Origin of the sequence: Mycobacteroides sp. H001 (assembly GCF_001440005.1) — a bacterium.
GTDB lineage: Bacteria > Actinomycetota > Actinomycetes > Mycobacteriales > Mycobacteriaceae > Mycobacterium > Mycobacterium gwanakae.
In genome coordinates this window covers 492012-508596 of sequence record NZ_LJYH01000024.1, presented here as the reverse complement: position 1 = coordinate 508596, position 16585 = coordinate 492012, and the positions used below count along the sequence as shown (strand labels likewise).

Here is a 16585-nt window from a genome sequence, read left to right as displayed (position 1 = left end):
TCGTCGCTCCAGAGCCTGAGCACAGCGATACCGCACCTGGAAATTCTCGCTCTCCGGGCAATCGCTGTCCTCCACCGCCCTGGAATCTTCTGCTCACGTATTGAGGAGTCTGCCCACATGTCATCAAACGTCCGCACACAGGCCGTATTCACCGCCATCGGAATCGGCGGTTTCACACTGGCGTTCGTCGTCGGATGGATTCTTTTGGCGCGCTTTGCATTACCCGCACCAAGCCCGGCCTGGAGCGCTGAACAGCTGGCGGCGTTCTATGTGGAGAACAAGAATCACATACGGCTCGGGTGCATCGTGGCCCTGTTCTTCCTGCCCTTCTTTGCACTGCCACTAGGGGTAGTGCTCGCCCGGCTGCACCGAGCGGAAAGAGGCACCCCGGTGTTTACCTACACATCGCTGGTACTCATGCCGATCGCGCTCTTTCTGCTGATTCTTCCGTTCATCGCGTGGTCGGTGGCCGCTTTCCGCCCCGAACAAATCGAACCGCAGATCACCCAGGCACTCAACGACCTGGGGTGGTTCATTTTCCTCTTCACCTGGGCCGTGTTCACCGTCCTGTTCACGCTCATGGCGATAGCGATCCTGCGCGCCGAACCCGGCAACGAGCCCTTGCCACGCTGGTCGGCCTATCTCCTCCTCTGGTGTGGACTTCTGTTCGCCGGATCAGTGCTGATCATTTTCTTCAAGGACGGGCCATTTGCGTACGACGGCCTTGTCGGCCTGTACATCCCGGCGGCTGCCACCGCGATCTTCCAGGCGGGGATGTTCGCCGCGCTCACACAGATCCTGCTATCCGACTACCGGGCCCAGACAGGGGTTTCCACCGTTCTTGAGCAGATCAGGCCAAAGGTCTCATGACAGGAGATCTAGCAACTCACAAGCAGACACCGATCGATCACCGGGCACCGCACGTCCCCGGAGAGCCCGGACTCTGGGTGTTTCTATTCGGCGACATGATCGTCTTCGCGGCATTCTTTGCCGTCATCGCACACTATCGATCATCCGAAGCAGAGGCATTCGCCTCCGGGCAATCACAGTTGAACCTTGGCCTCGGGGCACTCAATACCGTTCTGCTGCTGAGCGGCTCACTGTTCGTGGTAATCGGCCTGGAGAAGGCGCGAAACGGATCAACACACGCGGCCCGCTATTACCTAGCGGCGGCAGGCAGTGGCATCTGCTTCATCAGCGTGAAATTGATTGAATACCATGAGGTTACAAGCCAAGGCTTGAGCCCGATGACCAGTCACTTCTTCATGGTCTACTTCGTCTTCACGGGAATCCATCTGGTTCACACCATTGTTGCCACGGTCATTCTCGGGGCGATGGCGTATGCATCACGCGGTGCCGCGGCCAGTTCGGACATCCGGCTCCTCGAGGGAGGCTCCTGTTTCTGGCATCTCATCGACCTCTTGTGGATCGGGCTCTTCTCACTTCTCTATCTGGCATAGGCACATGAATCTCACATACAGTCGCAAAGCGACACTGGTTTTCCTGGTTCTCGTTGCGGCAACATGTATCTCGCTACTGCTTGACGCCGAGAAGGGATATGGCCACAACATCTCATCGATAATCGTCGCCATCACTTTCGTCAAGATCTGGCTGGTAGGGAACTACTTCATGGAGCTGCGCGAAGCGCCAGGGGTGCTCCAGTTCCTCTTCGGTGGATACGTCGCATCGGTCCTGGCGATCCTGCTCGGGTTCTTCTATGTGTAGCCGAGCGCTTTCGGCAACTCACGAAGGATCGGCGGGCAGCTGCGCCTGCTCCCGGTACAGATCCATCTCGGCGCGCAGCGCGTCATCGAGCGCGCGGTTCATGGCGGCGTGCGAGGTATGCGTCGCCGCACGGCGCATCGTCCCGATAAGTTCTGTTGCCCAAGCCAGTTCGTCGTCGGTGGAGGGGACCCAGCCGGGCCCACGTTGACGTGCCACCTCATCGCGCGCGGCACCGATGAGTACCCGTGCGGCATCGTCGAGCTTCTCGTTGGTCCTCACGTGGATGTCGGCTAGGTCGGTCACTCTCATTCCGAGGGAGATCAAAGCCGCGAAGTTGTCAATGGTGTCGAGATCGGTAACGAGATAAGAATCCGAGCCGTCAACAGGCTGGATCAGCCCGGCTTCGGTCAGACGCGCAAGGGCCGCCGAATCGATCGGGCCGAGCGTCTCTTCGAGCTCCCTCAACGAGAAATTTCCCTGGGCAGCGTTGGAGAACCGCTTCTCGAGCAGGCCCTCCAGATCAGACAGGTCGAGAACATCGGCGAGCTGGGCACCGCGCTGCAGCCCACTGAGGAACTTCGTGATGTGTTTGAGAGTGAAACCCTCGCTGAGCAGGCGATTGATCGCCCTCAACTGGCGCAGATGCCAATCGTTGTAGATGGCTGTCCTGCCCCGGCGCAGCGGCCGGGGCAGGAGCCCTCGTTCTTGATAACCACGGATGTTCCGGGTCGTCGTCCCCGATGCCCGCGCGAGGTCGTCGATCCGGTACTCGGTCATGGTTTCGAAGCTGGCCCTGTCAGTATCAGTTCGTCACTGGTGTTCGAGACAGTGATTTTATAGTCCTGTAGGTCGAACCTCTTGAGTTGGTTGACGTACTGCGTGGCGAATCCGGGGAACATCGTCGCGTTGAAGCCGTCATCCGTCAGGTACCAGCTCTGGCAGCCCGAGTTCCACGTGGTGGATTGCAGGCGCCGCTGGATGTCCTGGTTGTAGCTCTCCTGGATCTCGGGGCGGGGCTCCACCGATTTCCAGCCGTTGTTGACCACTGCCGCGATCGCGTCGGTGATGTAGTTGATCTGCGCCTCCATGTACACCAGCGCCGAGCTGTGCCCCGGTCCCGAATTGGGCCCGAAGGTAAGGAACAGATTGGGATAGCCCGACACCGCCACGCTGCGGAAGGCATATGCCCCTCCTGACCACTCGGTGGCCAGGTCCCGTCCGTCGATCCCGGTGACCGGGAAGGGCGTCCCGGCCTTGCACACGTCGAAACCGGTTGCGAAGACGATGCAGTCGAACTGGTGCTCAATACCTTCTACCGTGCGAATACCCTTCGGGGCCAGCCGGGCGATGGGCCAGGTGACCAGCTTGCAGTTCTCCGCCTGCAAGGCGGGGTAGTAGTCACTGGTCATCAGCAGACGCTTGCAACCGGCCGAGAAATCCGGTGTCAGCTGCCGGCGCAGCCACGGGTCCTTCACCTGGACGCGGCGATGCGCGGAGCTGACCGCCTCGACCACGCGAGTGAAGGGTGTATCCCACACAACACCCATGGCCACCGACTCATGTCCCCAGAACCAGGCCGCACGCGCCAGCCGCTGGCTAAGCGGCCAGTTGCGGTACAGCTGTTTGAGCCGACTGCCGGTGGCGCGGTTGACGCGGGGCAAAACCCAGCCGGGCGTCCGCTGGAAAACCTTGACCAGCTCGGCGGACTTCACCAGTTCCGGGATGATCTGGACGGCGCTGGCTCCCGTGCCGACCACTGCCACTCGCTTGCCGGTGAAGTCGTAATCGTGATCCCATCGCGCGCTGTGGATCTTGTGGCCCTCGTAGCTCTCAAGGCCCGGAATGGCCGGAAAGCTCACATTCGCGAGTGGGCCGGACGCCATGATGACGGTGCGGGCCCGCACCGGTTCCTGGCCCTCGAACTCGACGGTCCACTCCCCGTTAGCCTCGTCATACGTGAGGCCGACGACGTTATGCCCGAAGCGGATGTATGACCGAAGGTCTGCCGATTCGACCATCTGGTCGATATAGCCCAGGATTTCGCCGCTACCGGAGTACGTGTGCGACCACTCGGCATTTGGCGCGAAACTGTAGGAGTACAGCCTCGAGGGAATGTCGCACGCCGCCCCGGGGTAGGTGTTGTCACGCCAGGTGCCACCCACCGTGTCTCCGCGCTCGAAGATCGCGAAGTCGGTGATTCCCTTGTCTTTCAGGCGGATCGCTGCACCGATGCCGGCAAAGCCGGCACCGATGATGGCTACGGAGATGTTCATGCTGGCTGCTTTCAGGCGACGGGTTCGTAGGTGAGTTCCTGCGACCAGGTGGGCTTGTTCTCCACCAACCGCATGGGAATTCTGCCCGTCAATTTCACGAGCAAGTCAGCGGTGATGTGGTACTTGGACTTGCGATTGATCACCTTCATCGCATGCCAGGAGATGATGCGGTAGTTCGGCAGCCGCCGGACATTCTCGTTACGTTCGCCCACGCTCTTGTACCGTTTCATCGCCCCGTAGAGACGCTCCTCGTCGACACCCATCGCCACGATGTTGTCGCGCATCTTGTTGAGCAGTGGCACATAGCTCAGCACGCCGATCAGCAGGCTGGGCTTGAGCCAGCCGCCGACAAACTCGATGAGCATCTTGCGCATCTTGGCATGGCCGAGGATGTCCATGACCTCGAAATCCACTGCAAGATGACGTGATTCGTCGGAGTTGATCCGCTTGAAGGCCTCCTGCGCGATCGGATCCTTGACCTCGTCGGTGATGAACTTGATCAGTGCACCATCCAGAGCGACCTCAAGCATGGGGATGACCGTCCCCAGGAACGACAGCGACATCCCATCGGAGTACTTGTCGAGCCAGTTGATCACCAACTGCACATTGATACTCGGGGAAGGGATTTCGTCGTTCTCAAGCATGCCCCACCGGCGCATCAGCGCGAGCTCGGCGTTGGCGTGCTTCTGCTCTTCGGCATGGAAGTGCTCGTAAATGCTCTTGAGAGTGGGGTTCGGCGCCTTCTTGGCTAGCGCCGCGAATCCGCGTGCGCCGACGTTCTCGATCCACATCAGATCCGCGATGAACGGCTTGAGCTTGGCATGTAGCTCGGGCTCGATCAGCTCGGCGCCGGGCGCCTCCCAGTCGATGTCGGCCAGGGACCATTGCTTGTCTTTGATCATCTGCAGCATGTTGTCGAGATCCATTGACATGGAATGTTTTTCCTTTCAGTCAGGTGATATGAAGTTCAGTGAGTGGGAAGAAGGCGGCCAAGCAAGCCCGCAACGCGCGCGTGTAGCACGGGGAAGTGCCGTTTGAAGTGCCAGATGACCTTCGCGTCGAACTGCGGGACCACATACAGGCGGCCCTGGTCATGTGCGTCAAGGGTGCTCACGGCCACCCTCTCCGGGGAAAAACCGGTGAGCTCGATGAGCCGGTCGACCAAGCCCGAGGTGCCGATCTCCACCCCGGTGAGGCGAGCGTCCTTGAAGATGTTCGTTTTGACGACGGTGGGGCACAGCACGGTCACGTTGATATCGGTGCCGCTCAGCTCGGCAGCGAGGGTTTCCGACAGAGACATGACCCCGGCCTTGGACACGTTGTACGAGGCCATCGAGGGACCTGCCGCGAACCCCGCGGCGGAGGCGACGTTGATGATTCCGCCGCGGCCGGCCGCACGGAGCAATGGCGTGAACAGTTCGCAGCCGTAGATGACGCCCCACAGGTTGATACCCAGCGCCCACTTCCAGTCGTCCATGCCGATCTCGCCGACCGGCTTACCGCCGATTCCGACGCCCGCATTGTTGATCACCAGCGTGGGCGGCCCCGCGAATACCTCCTGCGCCTCGAAGACCAGCTTCTCCACCTCATCTCGCGATGAGACATCGCAGGTCACCGCGTGTGCGCAGCCCGCAGACAGCCGGTCTATCTCAGCCACGGTCTCCGCGACCCGTTCGGCGTTGATGTCCGCGCAGATCACGTGACCGCCCCGGCGGGCCAGTTCAAGAGCGAAAGCACGCCCGATACCACTGCCCGCGCCGGTGACCACTGCTTTTGAGTTCACAGAGATCGGCGGGCGTCTGAAGACGTCAAGGAGCCCCATGAGGAAATAGAACAACAGCAACTGTGCCATTTGTCAATGGCACAGTGCATGATGACAATGAGGTGTACACCACTCCGGAAGGAACTCGCATGACGACGCACGCGTCCACCGCCCCCAGCGCATACGCACTGGAGGTGCTCGAAGTCATCGCCGAAACTCCCGACGCGGTCTCCATCGTGTTCGCCGCGCCGCACGACGCCCGGGCAGACTTCGCCTACAAATCCGGACAGTTCCTCACGCTGCGCGTACCGGCCGGCACGGACTCCGTATCTCGGTGCTACTCGCTCTCGAGCGCACCCGGCCTCGACGAACATCTGAAGGTCACCGTCAAACGTACATCCGGCGGCCATGCCTCGAACTGGCTGTGCGATAACGCTCGCGCCGGAATGACGCTCGAATCACTTCGCCCTGCAGGGGCATTCACCATGCGTGACACCATGGCAGTTCCGGTGTTCGTGGCCGCGGGCAGCGGCATCACGCCGATCATGTCCATGATCCGGACGGTGCTCTCCCACTCCGTACAGAATGCGGTCCTTGTCTACGCCAACCGAGACCGCGAATCGGTGATCTTCGACGCCGAGCTGGCGGCACTGCAGTCGAAATATGGGAGTCGCCTGGCGATCGTGCACTGGATCGAGGCGGAGGACGGACTGCCGACCCCGGACGGCCTGCGCGCGCTGCTGCCCACCCCAGTCCCTGGCACTGCCGCATATCTCTGTGGCCCAGCCCCTTTCATGGATGTAGCGGCGGCCGCGCTCGGCGATACCGGACTGGCCCGAGAGAACATCCATCGTGAGGTCTTTGTGTCGCTGAGCACCGACGCCTTCGCCGCGGCACCAGTTGTCGCGACCGCACCGACCGATCCCGATGCGGTGAGCGCCACCGTCGAGATCGAGGGCGACACCCACCAGATCAGCTGGCCGAAAACACAGGTCCTTCTGGATGTGCTCCTCGGCCTCGGCATCGATGCGCCCTACGTCTGCCGCGAGGGGAACTGCGGTGGTTGCTCCTACACCCTTCGCGAGGGTGAAGTGACAATGCAGGTCAACGACATCCTCGACGACCACGAGATCCGCCACGGCGTGCGGCTGGCGTGCCAGTCACTGCCGCAGTCGGACACCCTGACCATCGCCTTCGACCGCTAGAAGGAGCTTTGGTGCCGCTACCAGCGGTGACCGCTCCCCTGCTCCCGGTACCAGTCGACCAGATGGGGATTGTCGATCGAACGCGGATCCAATGACACGTCAACGCGTCCGGCGAGCACACCACAGATGGGGACCTCGAGCTTCTTGCCGGTTCGGGTGTGCGGGATTCCCGGCGCCTCGATCACCTCGTCGGGGACATGCCGCGGCGACAACCGGGCCCGGATCTCCCGCGCGATCCGGGCACCCAGGTCGGCATCGAAGGCGTGCCCCGGCGCCATCGTGACGAACAGCGGCATCCAATACGCGCCACCGGGCCCGTCGACACCGAGGACGAATGCCTCCGCGATCTCGTCCATGGACTCCACGACCTCGTAGATGTCCGCCGAGCCCATCCGGATTCCGTTGCGGTTCAGGGTGGCGTCACTGCGTCCATGGATGACCAGCGATCCGTGCTCGGTGACGGTGACCCAGTCACCATGGCGCCAGACCCCGGGGTGTGGGCCATCAGCCCATTCATGCTCGAAATAGGCAGCCCGATAACGTGATCCATCGGGGTCATCCCAGAATCGGATCGGCATGCAGGGCAGGGGTTGCAGGATCACCATTTCGCCTACCTCACCGACGAGGGACCGGCGATCGGGTGACCAACTGTGCAGGTCCACCCCCAGGTAGCGGGCGGGCAACTCGCCGGGATGCGCGGGCACTCCCGGTGTACCGCCGGCGAAGGCGGTACACACGTCCGTACCTCCCGACAGGGACGACACCGTGACCCCGACATGCGAACCCACCCAATCGAACAGGTCCGGCGAAAGCGGAGATCCGCTGCTTCCCAATGTCTTCAGTGCACTCAGGTCATGGATGGCCGACGGCTCCAGTTTCGCCTTCTTGGTTGCCTGCAGGTGTCCGGGGCTGGTGCCGAAGTAACTCACCGCTTCGGAACCCAGCAGCTCCCACAGCCGATCCGCGTTGGGATACAGCGGATGCCCGCTGTAGCAGACGACGGTGGCGCCGACCAGCAGCCCACTCAACCGGAAGTTCCACATCATCCACGACAACGCCGTCTGCCAGAAGAACACGTCGCCCGGGCCTAGATCGCAGTGCAGCCCCGCCCCTTTGAGATGTTCCAACAGCATGCCTCCGTGGCCGTGCACAATCCCCTTGGGCTTGCCGGTGGTGCCCGAGCTGAACAAGATCCAGATCGGATGATCGAATGGCACCATCTCGACTGCGGGGTCTTCACTGCCCGTGGGCAATTCGACCATCAGCACCGGAGTACCGGGCAACAGGCGATGCAGTTCGGCAGTGTCGGCTGCCTTATCCACCCACCGACCGTTGTACTGGTATCCGGGGCCGGAGATGAGAACCTTGGGATTGAGCTGACCCAGCCGTGCCGCCGCCCCCTCCGGGGCGTAGTCCTGACCGCATCCCGCCCACACCGCGCCCACCGCCGCGGTGGCCAGGAAGGCAACCATCGCATCGGGCACATCCGGCAGATACGCGGCCACACAATCACCGCGGCCGACCCCCAGCCGACGCAGCTCAGCGGCCACCGCACCGATCCTGCCGGGCAGTTCACCCCAGCTGATCGCGATGCGCCCGCCCGCTTCATCCACACCCACGATGGCGTCCCCGTCGAGATGTGTATGGCGCAGCATCGGGCTCACGTAGTTGAGCTCGGTGCCCGGAAACCATTGCGCGCCCGGCATCACCGAACCGGACAGCACGCCGTCATCGCCGTCACGCAGCCCGCGTCCCGGAACATCGAAGAACTCCCACAATGCGCGCCAGAACTGCGGTACGGAATCAACGGACCAGCGCCACATAGCGGCATAGTCCTTCAGTGACAACCCATACCGTTGCGATACGTGCTCGACGAACCGCTCGTACGCGTTACTACCCATGCGACCGGCCCTGCTCGCGCAACCCCAGAAGTTCGATCGCCTGCGCCCGTATTTCGATCTTGCGCACCTTCCCGGTGACGGTCATCGGAAAGCTCTCGACCACCTGCACGTAGCGCGGAATCTTGTAGTGGGCAAGGCGCCCCGTGGCGAAGGCACGCACGGCGGCGACGTCCAAACTCGCACGCTCTGTCCTCATCCGAACCCACGCGCACAATTCTTCGCCGTACTTCTCGTCCGGCACCCCGACAACCTGAACATCCTCGATGTCGGGATGGGTGAGCAGAAACTCCTCGATCTCGCGCGGATAGATGTTTTCGCCGCCACGAATCACCATGTCCTTGATTCGCCCAATGATGGTGCAGTAGCCATCCTCTCGCATCACGGCCAGGTCCCCGCTATGCATCCATCCGTCGGAGTCAATCACCTCACGGGTGTACTCCTCGTTGTTCCAGTAACCGAGCATCACCGAATAGCCGCGCGTGCACAGCTCACCAGAGTGCCCTCGTTCCAACGTTTCTCCGGTCCCGGGGTCGACCACCTTGATCTCAACGTGCGGGTGCGCACGCCCGACTGTCGCGGTGCGGCGATCGAGGTCGTCGTCGACGAGCGTCTGGCACGAGACAGGTGACGTCTCGGTCATTCCGTACGCGATCGCCACCTCTGCCATGTGCAGATCGTCTATGCACCGCTTCATCACCTCCACGGGGCACACCGAACCCGCCATGATTCCCGTCCGCAGGCTGGACAGGTCGCGCTGCGCGAAATCGGGGTCTGCCAGCATGGCGATGAACATGGTGGGCACCCCGTACACCCCCACACAGCGCTCACGTTCGATCGCCTCGAGCGTGCGTGCCGCATCGAATCCCGGCGACGGGACCACGATGGTGGCGCCGTGCGTCGTGCATCCGAGATTGCCCATGACCATTCCGAAGCAGTGATAGAAGGGCACCGGGACGCACAGCCGATCGCCGGCCTCCAGGTGAATCGACTCGGTCACGAAGTATCCGTTGTTGACCACGTTGCGGTGCGACAGCGTCGCACCCTTCGGATAACCCGTTGTCCCCGAGGTGTACTGGATGTTGATGGGATCGGTGTTGGACAGCTGTGACATCCGGGTGCGCAGTGCCTCCTCGGAGACCTGCCCTGCGACGGCAATCAGATCCGCCCAGTCGGAGGTACCGATGAACAACACGTCCACCAGCGAGGGCACCTCCGGGCGCACCTGTTCCACCATCGTGACGTAGTCGGAGGACTTGAACGCCGTGGCACAGACCAGCGTGCGAACACCCGACTGATTGAGGGCATAGGCCAGCTCATGGGTGCGGTAGGCCGGATTGATGTTGACCAGTATTGCGCCGATCTTTGCCGTCGCGTACTGCACCAGGACCCACTCCGGACAGTTCGGCGCCCAGATGCCCACCCGGTCCCCTGCGTCGATTCCGAGTGACATAAGGCCGCGCGCAACGCGATTGATGTCGGCGTCGAGCTCTCGGTATGTCCATGTGCGTCCACCCGCGACGTCGACCAGCGCATCGACATCGGGATAGGTGCCGGCGATGCGCTCGAAGTTCTCCCCAATAGTCTCCTCGATGATCGGGGACGTCGGCGGCCCGGCCTCATAGGACTTCATCGTCTCGCTTTCACCACATAGACCGACCACGACTCTAACGACTCATCCCAGCCCGCATCTGGTGTTTCGGTGCGTTGCCGTCGGATGCTTCTCACCCGGGCCTCCCGCCAGTCACCATGTTCAGCTGGATGATTCGCTCCGCGCGCCGAAGCACGGGCGCATCAACCATGGCGCCCTCGAACTGGAAGACACCGCGTTCCCGGCCCGCCAGCTCAAGCACACCGTGCGCCCAGCGCACCCGTTCGGCGGCCGGCCGGTAGGCCGCGCGAATGACGTTTACCTGCGTGGGATGGATCGCCACCTTGGCATCGAATCCGACGGCCACCGCGTCATCCGCTTCCGCACGCAGACCATCGAGCCCCGCGATATCGAGGTACACCGAATCCACGGCTATCCGGCCAAATGCCTTTGCCGCCAAGAGGGTTTGCGAACGCACGTGCCGCGCTACATCGCGGTAGCTGCCGTCTGGCCAGCGGTTGTTGGTGCCCCACGTCGCGGCAAAGAGATCCTCGGCACCCCACATCGCCGCGACAACGTTCCCGGGCCGCACCAATTCCGCGACGTTAAGAGCTCCCAACGGAGTCTCGACGAGGACCACCACGCACCACGGTGCCAGTGCCGCGACGTGATCCGCGTGTTCGCTCTTGGCCAGCATTACGGTCCTGTACTCGGTCCGCGCGAGTGCCTCGACATCCAGCCGGTGTTCAGCGGTGTTGGCCGGGTTGAGGCGGACCACGGTGCGATCGGGATCCAGTGGGGTATTGATCAGGGCGCCGCGGGCAGCAGGGCGATCGGCAGCCGCAACCCCGTCCTCAAGATCGATAATCACCACATCTGCTGCTGCAGCGGCTTTTTCGAAGCGTTCGGGGCGATCGGCCGGACAGAACAGCCAGCCCGGACCGGCATCAAGAAGTGTCACTGCTGCTGCCCTCCGGGCCGTTTACGCACCATGGTCTTTCGCGAGGCCGTTGCCACCACGTCGCCGTGCTGATTCCTGCCGGTATGCGCGAAGGTGACGATGCCCTCACCCGGGCGGCTCCTGGATTCGCGCTTACCGATCACCTCTGACTCCGCATACAGCGTGTCACCGTGGAACAGCGGTTTCGGGAAGGCGATATCGGAGAATCCCAGATTCCCGACGATGGTGCCCTGGGTCAGTTGTGCGACCGACAACCCGACCAACGTCGACAGAGTGAACATCGAATTCACCAGCCGCTGATTGAACGGCGGTAGCGCCTCCGAGAACGCCGCGTCGAGATGCAATGCCTGGGTGTTCATGGTCAACGTGGTGAACAAAACGTTGTCGGCCTCCGTGATCGTCCGCCCCGGCCGGTGCACGTACAGCACATCGGGCTCGAATTCCTCGAACCACAGACCGCGCTGCTCGACAATCTGTTTGTCGCTCACAACCACCTCCAAGCCCAACCAGAGCGTCCACTTGCTGGCGCACCGGCGCACCGACACCTTGGATGAAAACCCAGCTGCACGGCAAGGATGGTGCAGAAAGCTCTCACCGGATGAACACACTCGGGCTTGAACGTCCATTCAATGGACACGTATCGTGAGCGGGTGACCGAGGCACCCAGCGTGGTACGCCGCACCGCGTCCCTGCTGCGTGCCGTGTCAGCAGACACCGGAACGGGCGTCAGCACCACAGAACTCGCTCGCCGCACCGGCATCCCGCGGGCCACCGCGCACCGGCTGCTGGAATCGCTCGCCACCGAAGGGTTCGTGGAGCGCGATGCCCGCTCCGGCCAGTGGTTCCTAGGTCCGGAGATCTACGTGCTCGGCGCTACCTCAGCTCCCCGTTACAACATCACGGAGAAGGCGGCCGCCGACGTGGCGGCGCTGGCACGGGAAACCGGCGAGAGTGCGTTCTTCTCACTGCGCCGCGGAGATCACACCGTCGTATTGCTCAGCGAGGACGGCGATTTCCCAATCCGGTCGCACGTGCTGTACGAGGGCGCCCGTTTTCCGCTCGGAATCGTCTCATCCGGAATGGCCGTCCTGGCTTACCTTCCAGACGACGCGATCCATGCCTACTTGACCAGGGCCGACCTGGAGTCCGAGTGGGGCAACGGTTTTCGCACCGACGCCGTCTGGGATCGGATCGGCGCCACCCGGCAGGCCGGCTGGTCCCTCAACCCGGGCCAGCTGGTCGAGGGATCCTGGGGCATGGCCGCCGCCGTGTTCGATACCAACCACAACCCCATCGGTGCGCTCACCTTGACCGGCATCGAGGCACGGTTCAACGCCGAACGCCAACCGGTCCTCGGACAGCTCTTGCTGCGGCACGCGCATCGGCTCAGCCGCGCCGTGCGCCGCTAGCTTTCGCGCCGCAGAACGGAAGCCTCCTTGCGCACCGCGGAGGTGATCGCCTGCAGTGTCGAGGACTCGAATTTCCAATGTTGCCAATACAACGGCACATCGAGATACCGACCCGGCGCTAGGTCGACAAGGCCGCTGCGATCCAACTGCTCAAGCATCATTCCCCAGCCCAATCCGACCCGCAGCGCCTCGGTGTTTCCACTCGTCGTAGGCACGTAGTGTTCCGGGACCGCGACATCCCGACGAAAGAGCTTGCGTAAGAACTGATCTTGGAGTGCATCACGCCTGTCCCACCGCATCATCGGCGCGCGCCGGACGGCCTCGATCCCCGAGTCAAGCAGACCGCCCGGGAGGTAGCGCGCTACATAACCCGGTGACGCCATCCCGAAGTACCGCATCGAGCCAAGCGGTTCGGAGCGGCATCCGGCGATAGGCTTAGGCTCCGTTGTCACCGCTGCCATCACAACGCCTGCGCGCAACAACTCCGCGGAATGATCCTGATCCTCAACGCGGATGTCGATAAGCACGCCGTCGGGAATCTGCGCCAACACCGACCCCATCCATGTTTCGAATGAGTCGGCATTCACCGCGATCGCGACCCGGATCGGAGATCCATCGACACCCATCTCACGCAATGCCTCACGCTCCAGTGTGCCAACCTGGGCCGCCAGCCGCATCAACGAGACACCCGCATCGGTTGCCACACAGGGCTTCTCGCGGCGAACCAGCACCTGACCCACCGACTGCTCCAACGCCTTGACACGTTGACTCACCGCCGAAGGGGTGATGACGAGCCGCCGGGCGGCGGCATCGAAGCTGCCCTCCTCGATGACGGCGGCGAAGGCAACCAGCTGCTGCGAGTCCAGACTCACATTAGCGATTCTAATGCAGAGTAAGAATCATTAGCTGTACTACAGCTTTTTACCGCCCTAGCGTCGATGTCGTGACCGTCCTCTTCCTCGGCTTCCTGACCGGAATGTCCCTCATTGCCGCCATCGGCGCCCAGAACGCCTTCGTACTCAGACAAGGGATTCGCAGTGAGTACGTGCTGCCGGTGGTCGCCGTGTGCATCACCGGCGACTTTCTGCTCATCGCCGCGGGTATCGGCGGCCTCGGTGGACTGATCGCGGCCACGCCGAGCCTGCTCACTGTGGCCAAGGTGGGCGGTGCCGCGTTTCTCATCTGCTACGGATTGCTGGCCGCCCGCCGCGCATTACGGCCCGGCACTCTGGTTCCCGCCGAATCCAATCCGGCACGCCTCGGCGCGGTGCTGATGACCGCACTGGCCATAACCTTCCTGAATCCGCACGTCTATCTCGACACCGTGGTGCTGCTCGGCTCACTCGCCAACGCACACAAGGACGCACGCTGGCTGTTCGGCGCGGGCGCCCTGATCGCAAGTGTCGTCTGGTTCGTGGGGCTCGGCTTCGGCGCCCGGCACCTTGCCGGACTGTTCCAGCGTCCGGGAACCTGGCGTGTACTCGACGCCGTCATCGCCGTCGTCATGATCACGCTGGGCCTCACATTGGTCGTCTGATCACCCTTGCCGAACCATTTGGTTCGGTGTTAGCGTCCTTCCCGAACCAACTGACTTGGGAGAGACAATGGATGTCGACAAGGCCCGCACCCGCTTCGCCGAACTTCGAGGGCACCGGGACGTCAGTCCCGCCGACCTCGACGAGATCTGGGCCGCGCTCGATACCGCCCGACCCGAAGACATGCTCGGCAGTTGGAAGGGCGACGAGTTCCACACCGGACACAAGATGAACGGCCAGCTGGCCGCCGCCCGCTGGTACGGCAAGATCTTCAGATCCATCAACGACGTCGAGCCGATCGTCTGTTACGACGACGAAGGAAAGTTGTTCTCCAACAACGATTTGAGTCTGGGTGGTGCGACCCTGTGGGATATCGAGTTCCGCGGCGAGGTCACCGGCACCATGGTGTACGACGGACAGCCCACTTTTGATCACTTCAAGTGGGTCGACGAGAACACGCTGATGGGCATCATGAACGGCAAACGTCAGCGCGCCAGCGGCAACTACCTCTACTTCATTCTCGAACGCGATCAGTGAAAGTCACTGCAGCACTGAGCCGATCCGCAGAGCCTTCATTCACCCTCGAAGAGGTGGAACTCGAGGATCCGCGCTCCGATGAGGTGCTCGTCAAGATTCACGCCACCGGCCTGTGCCACACCGACCTGACCTTCACATCACAGGTACCGATCCCGGCGGTGCTCGGCCATGAGGGTGCGGGGGTTGTCCAGGCCGTAGGCCCTGACGTGAGCGGTATCCGGCCAGGAGACCGTGTGGTCTTGAGCTACCGCAGCTGCGGCCAGTGCCGACAGTGCGATGCGGGTGAGCGGGCCTACTGTTCCCGCGCCGCCCGGCTCAACCTCTCGGGTACACGGCTCGACGGCACGACGGCACTGTCCCAGAACGGGAACGCACTGTTCGGCTCGTTCTTCGGACAGTCGAGCTTCGCCCAGTACGCACTCGCCACCGCCGACAACACCGTCGTGGTGGACCCCTCCACGGACCTCACCATCGCCGCACCCCTTGGCTGCGGTCTGCAGACCGGTGCTGGTGCGGTGCTCAACGTACTTACACCTGAAACAGATTCGCGCCTCGTGGTGTTCGGCGCTGGCGGTGTCGGCCTCGCCGCGGTGATGGCCGCCAAGGCGGTCGGCGTGCAGACGATCATCGCTGTGGACCCTGTCGCCTCGCGGCGAGACAAAGCCACCGAATTGGGTGCGACCCATACCGTCGACCCCACGGCCCAGGACGTGACTACCGCCGCACGCGGGGCCACCCATGCTCTGGACACCACGGCCAACCCCGATGTCATCGCCACGGCGCTCGGGCTGCTGCGGCAGCGCGGTGTACTGGTTCTGGTCGGGCTGGGTGCCTCACGCGGAACAATCGATCTCACCGATCTGATGTTCGGCGGCAAGGTGATCCGCGGATGCATCGAGGGCGACGCGAATCCTCTGGAGTTCATTCCGGAACTGCTGAGGATGCACGCGCAGGGCCGCTTCCCGATCGAATCGCTGATACGCACCTACCCGGCGCGTGATATCGATCAAGCCGTCGCGGACGCGCGATCGGGAATCGCGATCAAACCGGTGCTGCTCTGGTGAGCGCCATGCGAGCGGCTGGGCAGGCCACCCACGACCGGATCATGGCGGCCGCCAAGGCCGAGTTCACCCAGTACGGCTTCGCTGGTGCGCGGCTCAACCGAATTGCCACCAATGCGAACGCAAGTAAGGAACGGCTGTACAGCTACTTTGAGAGCAAGGAGCAGCTGTTTGAAGCCGTTGTGGCGCAATGGATCAATGATGCGCCATACAAGGTGCCGCTGCGCGCCGACGATGTCCCGGGCTACGTCGCGGGCCTCTTCGACAACATCGTCGCCGACCCCCAGGGCGCGCGGTTACAGCGCTGGATCGAGCTGGAAGCCCCCGACGGAATGTTCGACAACCACGTATTGCGCCGCATCTTCCAGGCGAAACTCGACGAGGTGCGCCGGGGCCAGCAGTGCGGGCTCATCGACCCGGCGTGGGACCCCACATGTCTGCTCATGATGCTGATCGATATCGCCTACTCGATGGCGGCTAGCGGATTCGGTATCGACCGGATTGTCGGCGAACCGCTCGGCGACGACGTGCTCGCGGACCGCCGCACCGCAGCCGCCGAGGCGGCACGCCGGCTGGTAGCCCGTTAACGAACATCGCCGCACCCCCTGAGTGCATGTGCCAGCTACTC

Annotated in this window: 18 protein-coding genes; 9 read left to right on the top strand and 9 right to left on the bottom strand. The window is 62.8% G+C overall.

What is annotated here, in order from left to right:
- The first annotated feature begins 117 nt into the window (after positions 1-117).
- Genes AOT83_RS08780 through AOT83_RS08770 form a run of 3 tightly spaced genes read left to right on the top strand, consistent with a single transcriptional unit; the run spans position 118 to position 1725 of the window.
- Entirely contained in the window at positions 118-870 is a 753-nt protein-coding gene (locus tag AOT83_RS08780) for a hypothetical protein (RefSeq protein ID WP_057965449.1), read from the top strand.
- A complete protein-coding gene (locus AOT83_RS08775; RefSeq protein WP_030097233.1) occupies positions 867-1460 on the top strand; it encodes a cytochrome c oxidase subunit 3 in 594 nt (197 codons plus the stop codon). The genes AOT83_RS08780 and AOT83_RS08775 overlap by 4 nt, the downstream gene beginning before the upstream one ends.
- Before the next feature lie 4 nt (positions 1461-1464).
- The gene (locus tag AOT83_RS08770) at positions 1465-1725 is read left to right on the top strand and encodes a cytochrome C oxidase subunit IV family protein (protein ID WP_030097234.1); all 261 of its coding nucleotides are present in this window, start codon (positions 1465-1467) and stop codon (positions 1723-1725) included.
- 18 nt (positions 1726-1743) lie between these two features.
- On the opposite strand, the gene AOT83_RS08765 is transcribed toward AOT83_RS08770, so the two are convergent.
- Genes AOT83_RS08765 through AOT83_RS08750 form a run of 4 tightly spaced genes read right to left on the bottom strand, consistent with a single transcriptional unit; the run spans position 1744 to position 5850 of the window.
- Positions 1744-2502, bottom strand: a complete 759-nt coding sequence (locus AOT83_RS08765; protein WP_030097235.1) for a MerR family transcriptional regulator — start codon at positions 2500-2502, stop codon at positions 1744-1746.
- Positions 2499-3998: an NAD(P)/FAD-dependent oxidoreductase gene (locus tag AOT83_RS08760; RefSeq protein ID WP_030097236.1), complete on the bottom strand. Its 1500-nt coding sequence runs from the start codon at positions 3996-3998 to the stop codon at positions 2499-2501. The genes AOT83_RS08765 and AOT83_RS08760 overlap by 4 nt, the downstream gene beginning before the upstream one ends.
- 11 nt (positions 3999-4009) lie before the next feature.
- A complete protein-coding gene (locus tag AOT83_RS08755) occupies positions 4010-4930 on the bottom strand; it encodes a reductase (RefSeq protein ID WP_046255047.1) in 921 nt (306 codons plus the stop codon).
- Between the two features lie 35 nt (positions 4931-4965).
- On the bottom strand, positions 4966-5850 hold the full coding sequence (locus tag AOT83_RS08750; RefSeq protein WP_052399558.1) for an SDR family NAD(P)-dependent oxidoreductase: 885 nt from the start codon (positions 5848-5850) through the stop codon (positions 4966-4968).
- 59 nt (positions 5851-5909) lie between these two features.
- Here AOT83_RS08750 and AOT83_RS08745 point away from each other — a divergent pair, with 59 nt between their 5' ends.
- A complete protein-coding gene (locus tag AOT83_RS08745) occupies positions 5910-6965 on the top strand; it encodes a ferredoxin--NADP reductase (protein WP_057965609.1) in 1056 nt (351 codons plus the stop codon).
- 17 nt (positions 6966-6982) lie between these two features.
- Here AOT83_RS08745 and AOT83_RS08740 read toward each other — a convergent pair whose 3' ends face one another.
- The 4 genes from AOT83_RS08740 to AOT83_RS08725 all read right to left on the bottom strand — a co-directional run bounded on the left by AOT83_RS08740 (position 6983) and on the right by AOT83_RS08725 (position 11903).
- Positions 6983-8866, bottom strand: coding sequence for an acetoacetate--CoA ligase (locus AOT83_RS08740; protein ID WP_057965450.1), 1884 nt, complete (start codon positions 8864-8866; stop codon positions 6983-6985).
- Positions 8859-10496, bottom strand: coding sequence for an AMP-binding protein (locus tag AOT83_RS08735; RefSeq protein WP_057965451.1), 1638 nt, complete (start codon positions 10494-10496; stop codon positions 8859-8861). Before AOT83_RS08735 ends, AOT83_RS08740 begins: the two co-directional genes overlap by 8 nt.
- A 91-nt stretch (positions 10497-10587) precedes the next feature.
- Complete coding sequence (locus AOT83_RS08730; RefSeq protein ID WP_057965452.1) at positions 10588-11415, bottom strand: CoA ester lyase; 828 nt, start codon at positions 11413-11415, stop codon at positions 10588-10590.
- Entirely contained in the window at positions 11412-11903 is a 492-nt protein-coding gene (locus AOT83_RS08725) for a MaoC family dehydratase (protein ID WP_030097243.1), read from the bottom strand. The genes AOT83_RS08730 and AOT83_RS08725 overlap by 4 nt, the downstream gene beginning before the upstream one ends.
- 141 nt (positions 11904-12044) lie before the next feature.
- Here AOT83_RS08725 and AOT83_RS08720 point away from each other — a divergent pair, with 141 nt between their 5' ends.
- Positions 12045-12824, top strand: a complete 780-nt coding sequence (locus tag AOT83_RS08720) for an IclR family transcriptional regulator (RefSeq protein ID WP_030097244.1) — start codon at positions 12045-12047, stop codon at positions 12822-12824.
- On the opposite strand, the gene AOT83_RS08715 is transcribed toward AOT83_RS08720, so the two are convergent.
- Positions 12821-13696 (bottom strand): LysR family transcriptional regulator ArgP, encoded by an 876-nt coding sequence (locus AOT83_RS08715; RefSeq protein ID WP_030097245.1) that lies wholly within the window; start codon positions 13694-13696, stop codon positions 12821-12823. The two genes, AOT83_RS08720 and AOT83_RS08715, sit on opposite strands and share 4 nt — an antisense overlap.
- A 71-nt stretch (positions 13697-13767) precedes the next feature.
- Between AOT83_RS08715 and AOT83_RS08710 the strand changes: the two genes are divergently transcribed.
- The 4 genes from AOT83_RS08710 (at position 13768) to AOT83_RS08695 (ending at position 16544) form a co-directional block, all read left to right on the top strand.
- The gene (locus tag AOT83_RS08710) at positions 13768-14361 is read left to right on the top strand and encodes a LysE/ArgO family amino acid transporter (protein WP_030097246.1); all 594 of its coding nucleotides are present in this window, start codon (positions 13768-13770) and stop codon (positions 14359-14361) included.
- 67 nt (positions 14362-14428) lie between these two features.
- Positions 14429-14896, top strand: a complete 468-nt coding sequence (locus AOT83_RS08705) for a DUF4334 domain-containing protein (protein WP_030097247.1) — start codon at positions 14429-14431, stop codon at positions 14894-14896.
- A complete protein-coding gene (locus AOT83_RS08700) occupies positions 14893-15960 on the top strand; it encodes an NAD(P)-dependent alcohol dehydrogenase (protein WP_057965453.1) in 1068 nt (355 codons plus the stop codon). The genes AOT83_RS08705 and AOT83_RS08700 overlap by 4 nt, the downstream gene beginning before the upstream one ends.
- Before the next feature lie 41 nt (positions 15961-16001).
- Entirely contained in the window at positions 16002-16544 is a 543-nt protein-coding gene (locus tag AOT83_RS08695; protein ID WP_198530392.1) for a TetR family transcriptional regulator, read from the top strand.
- The last annotated feature ends 41 nt before the right edge of the window (positions 16545-16585 follow it).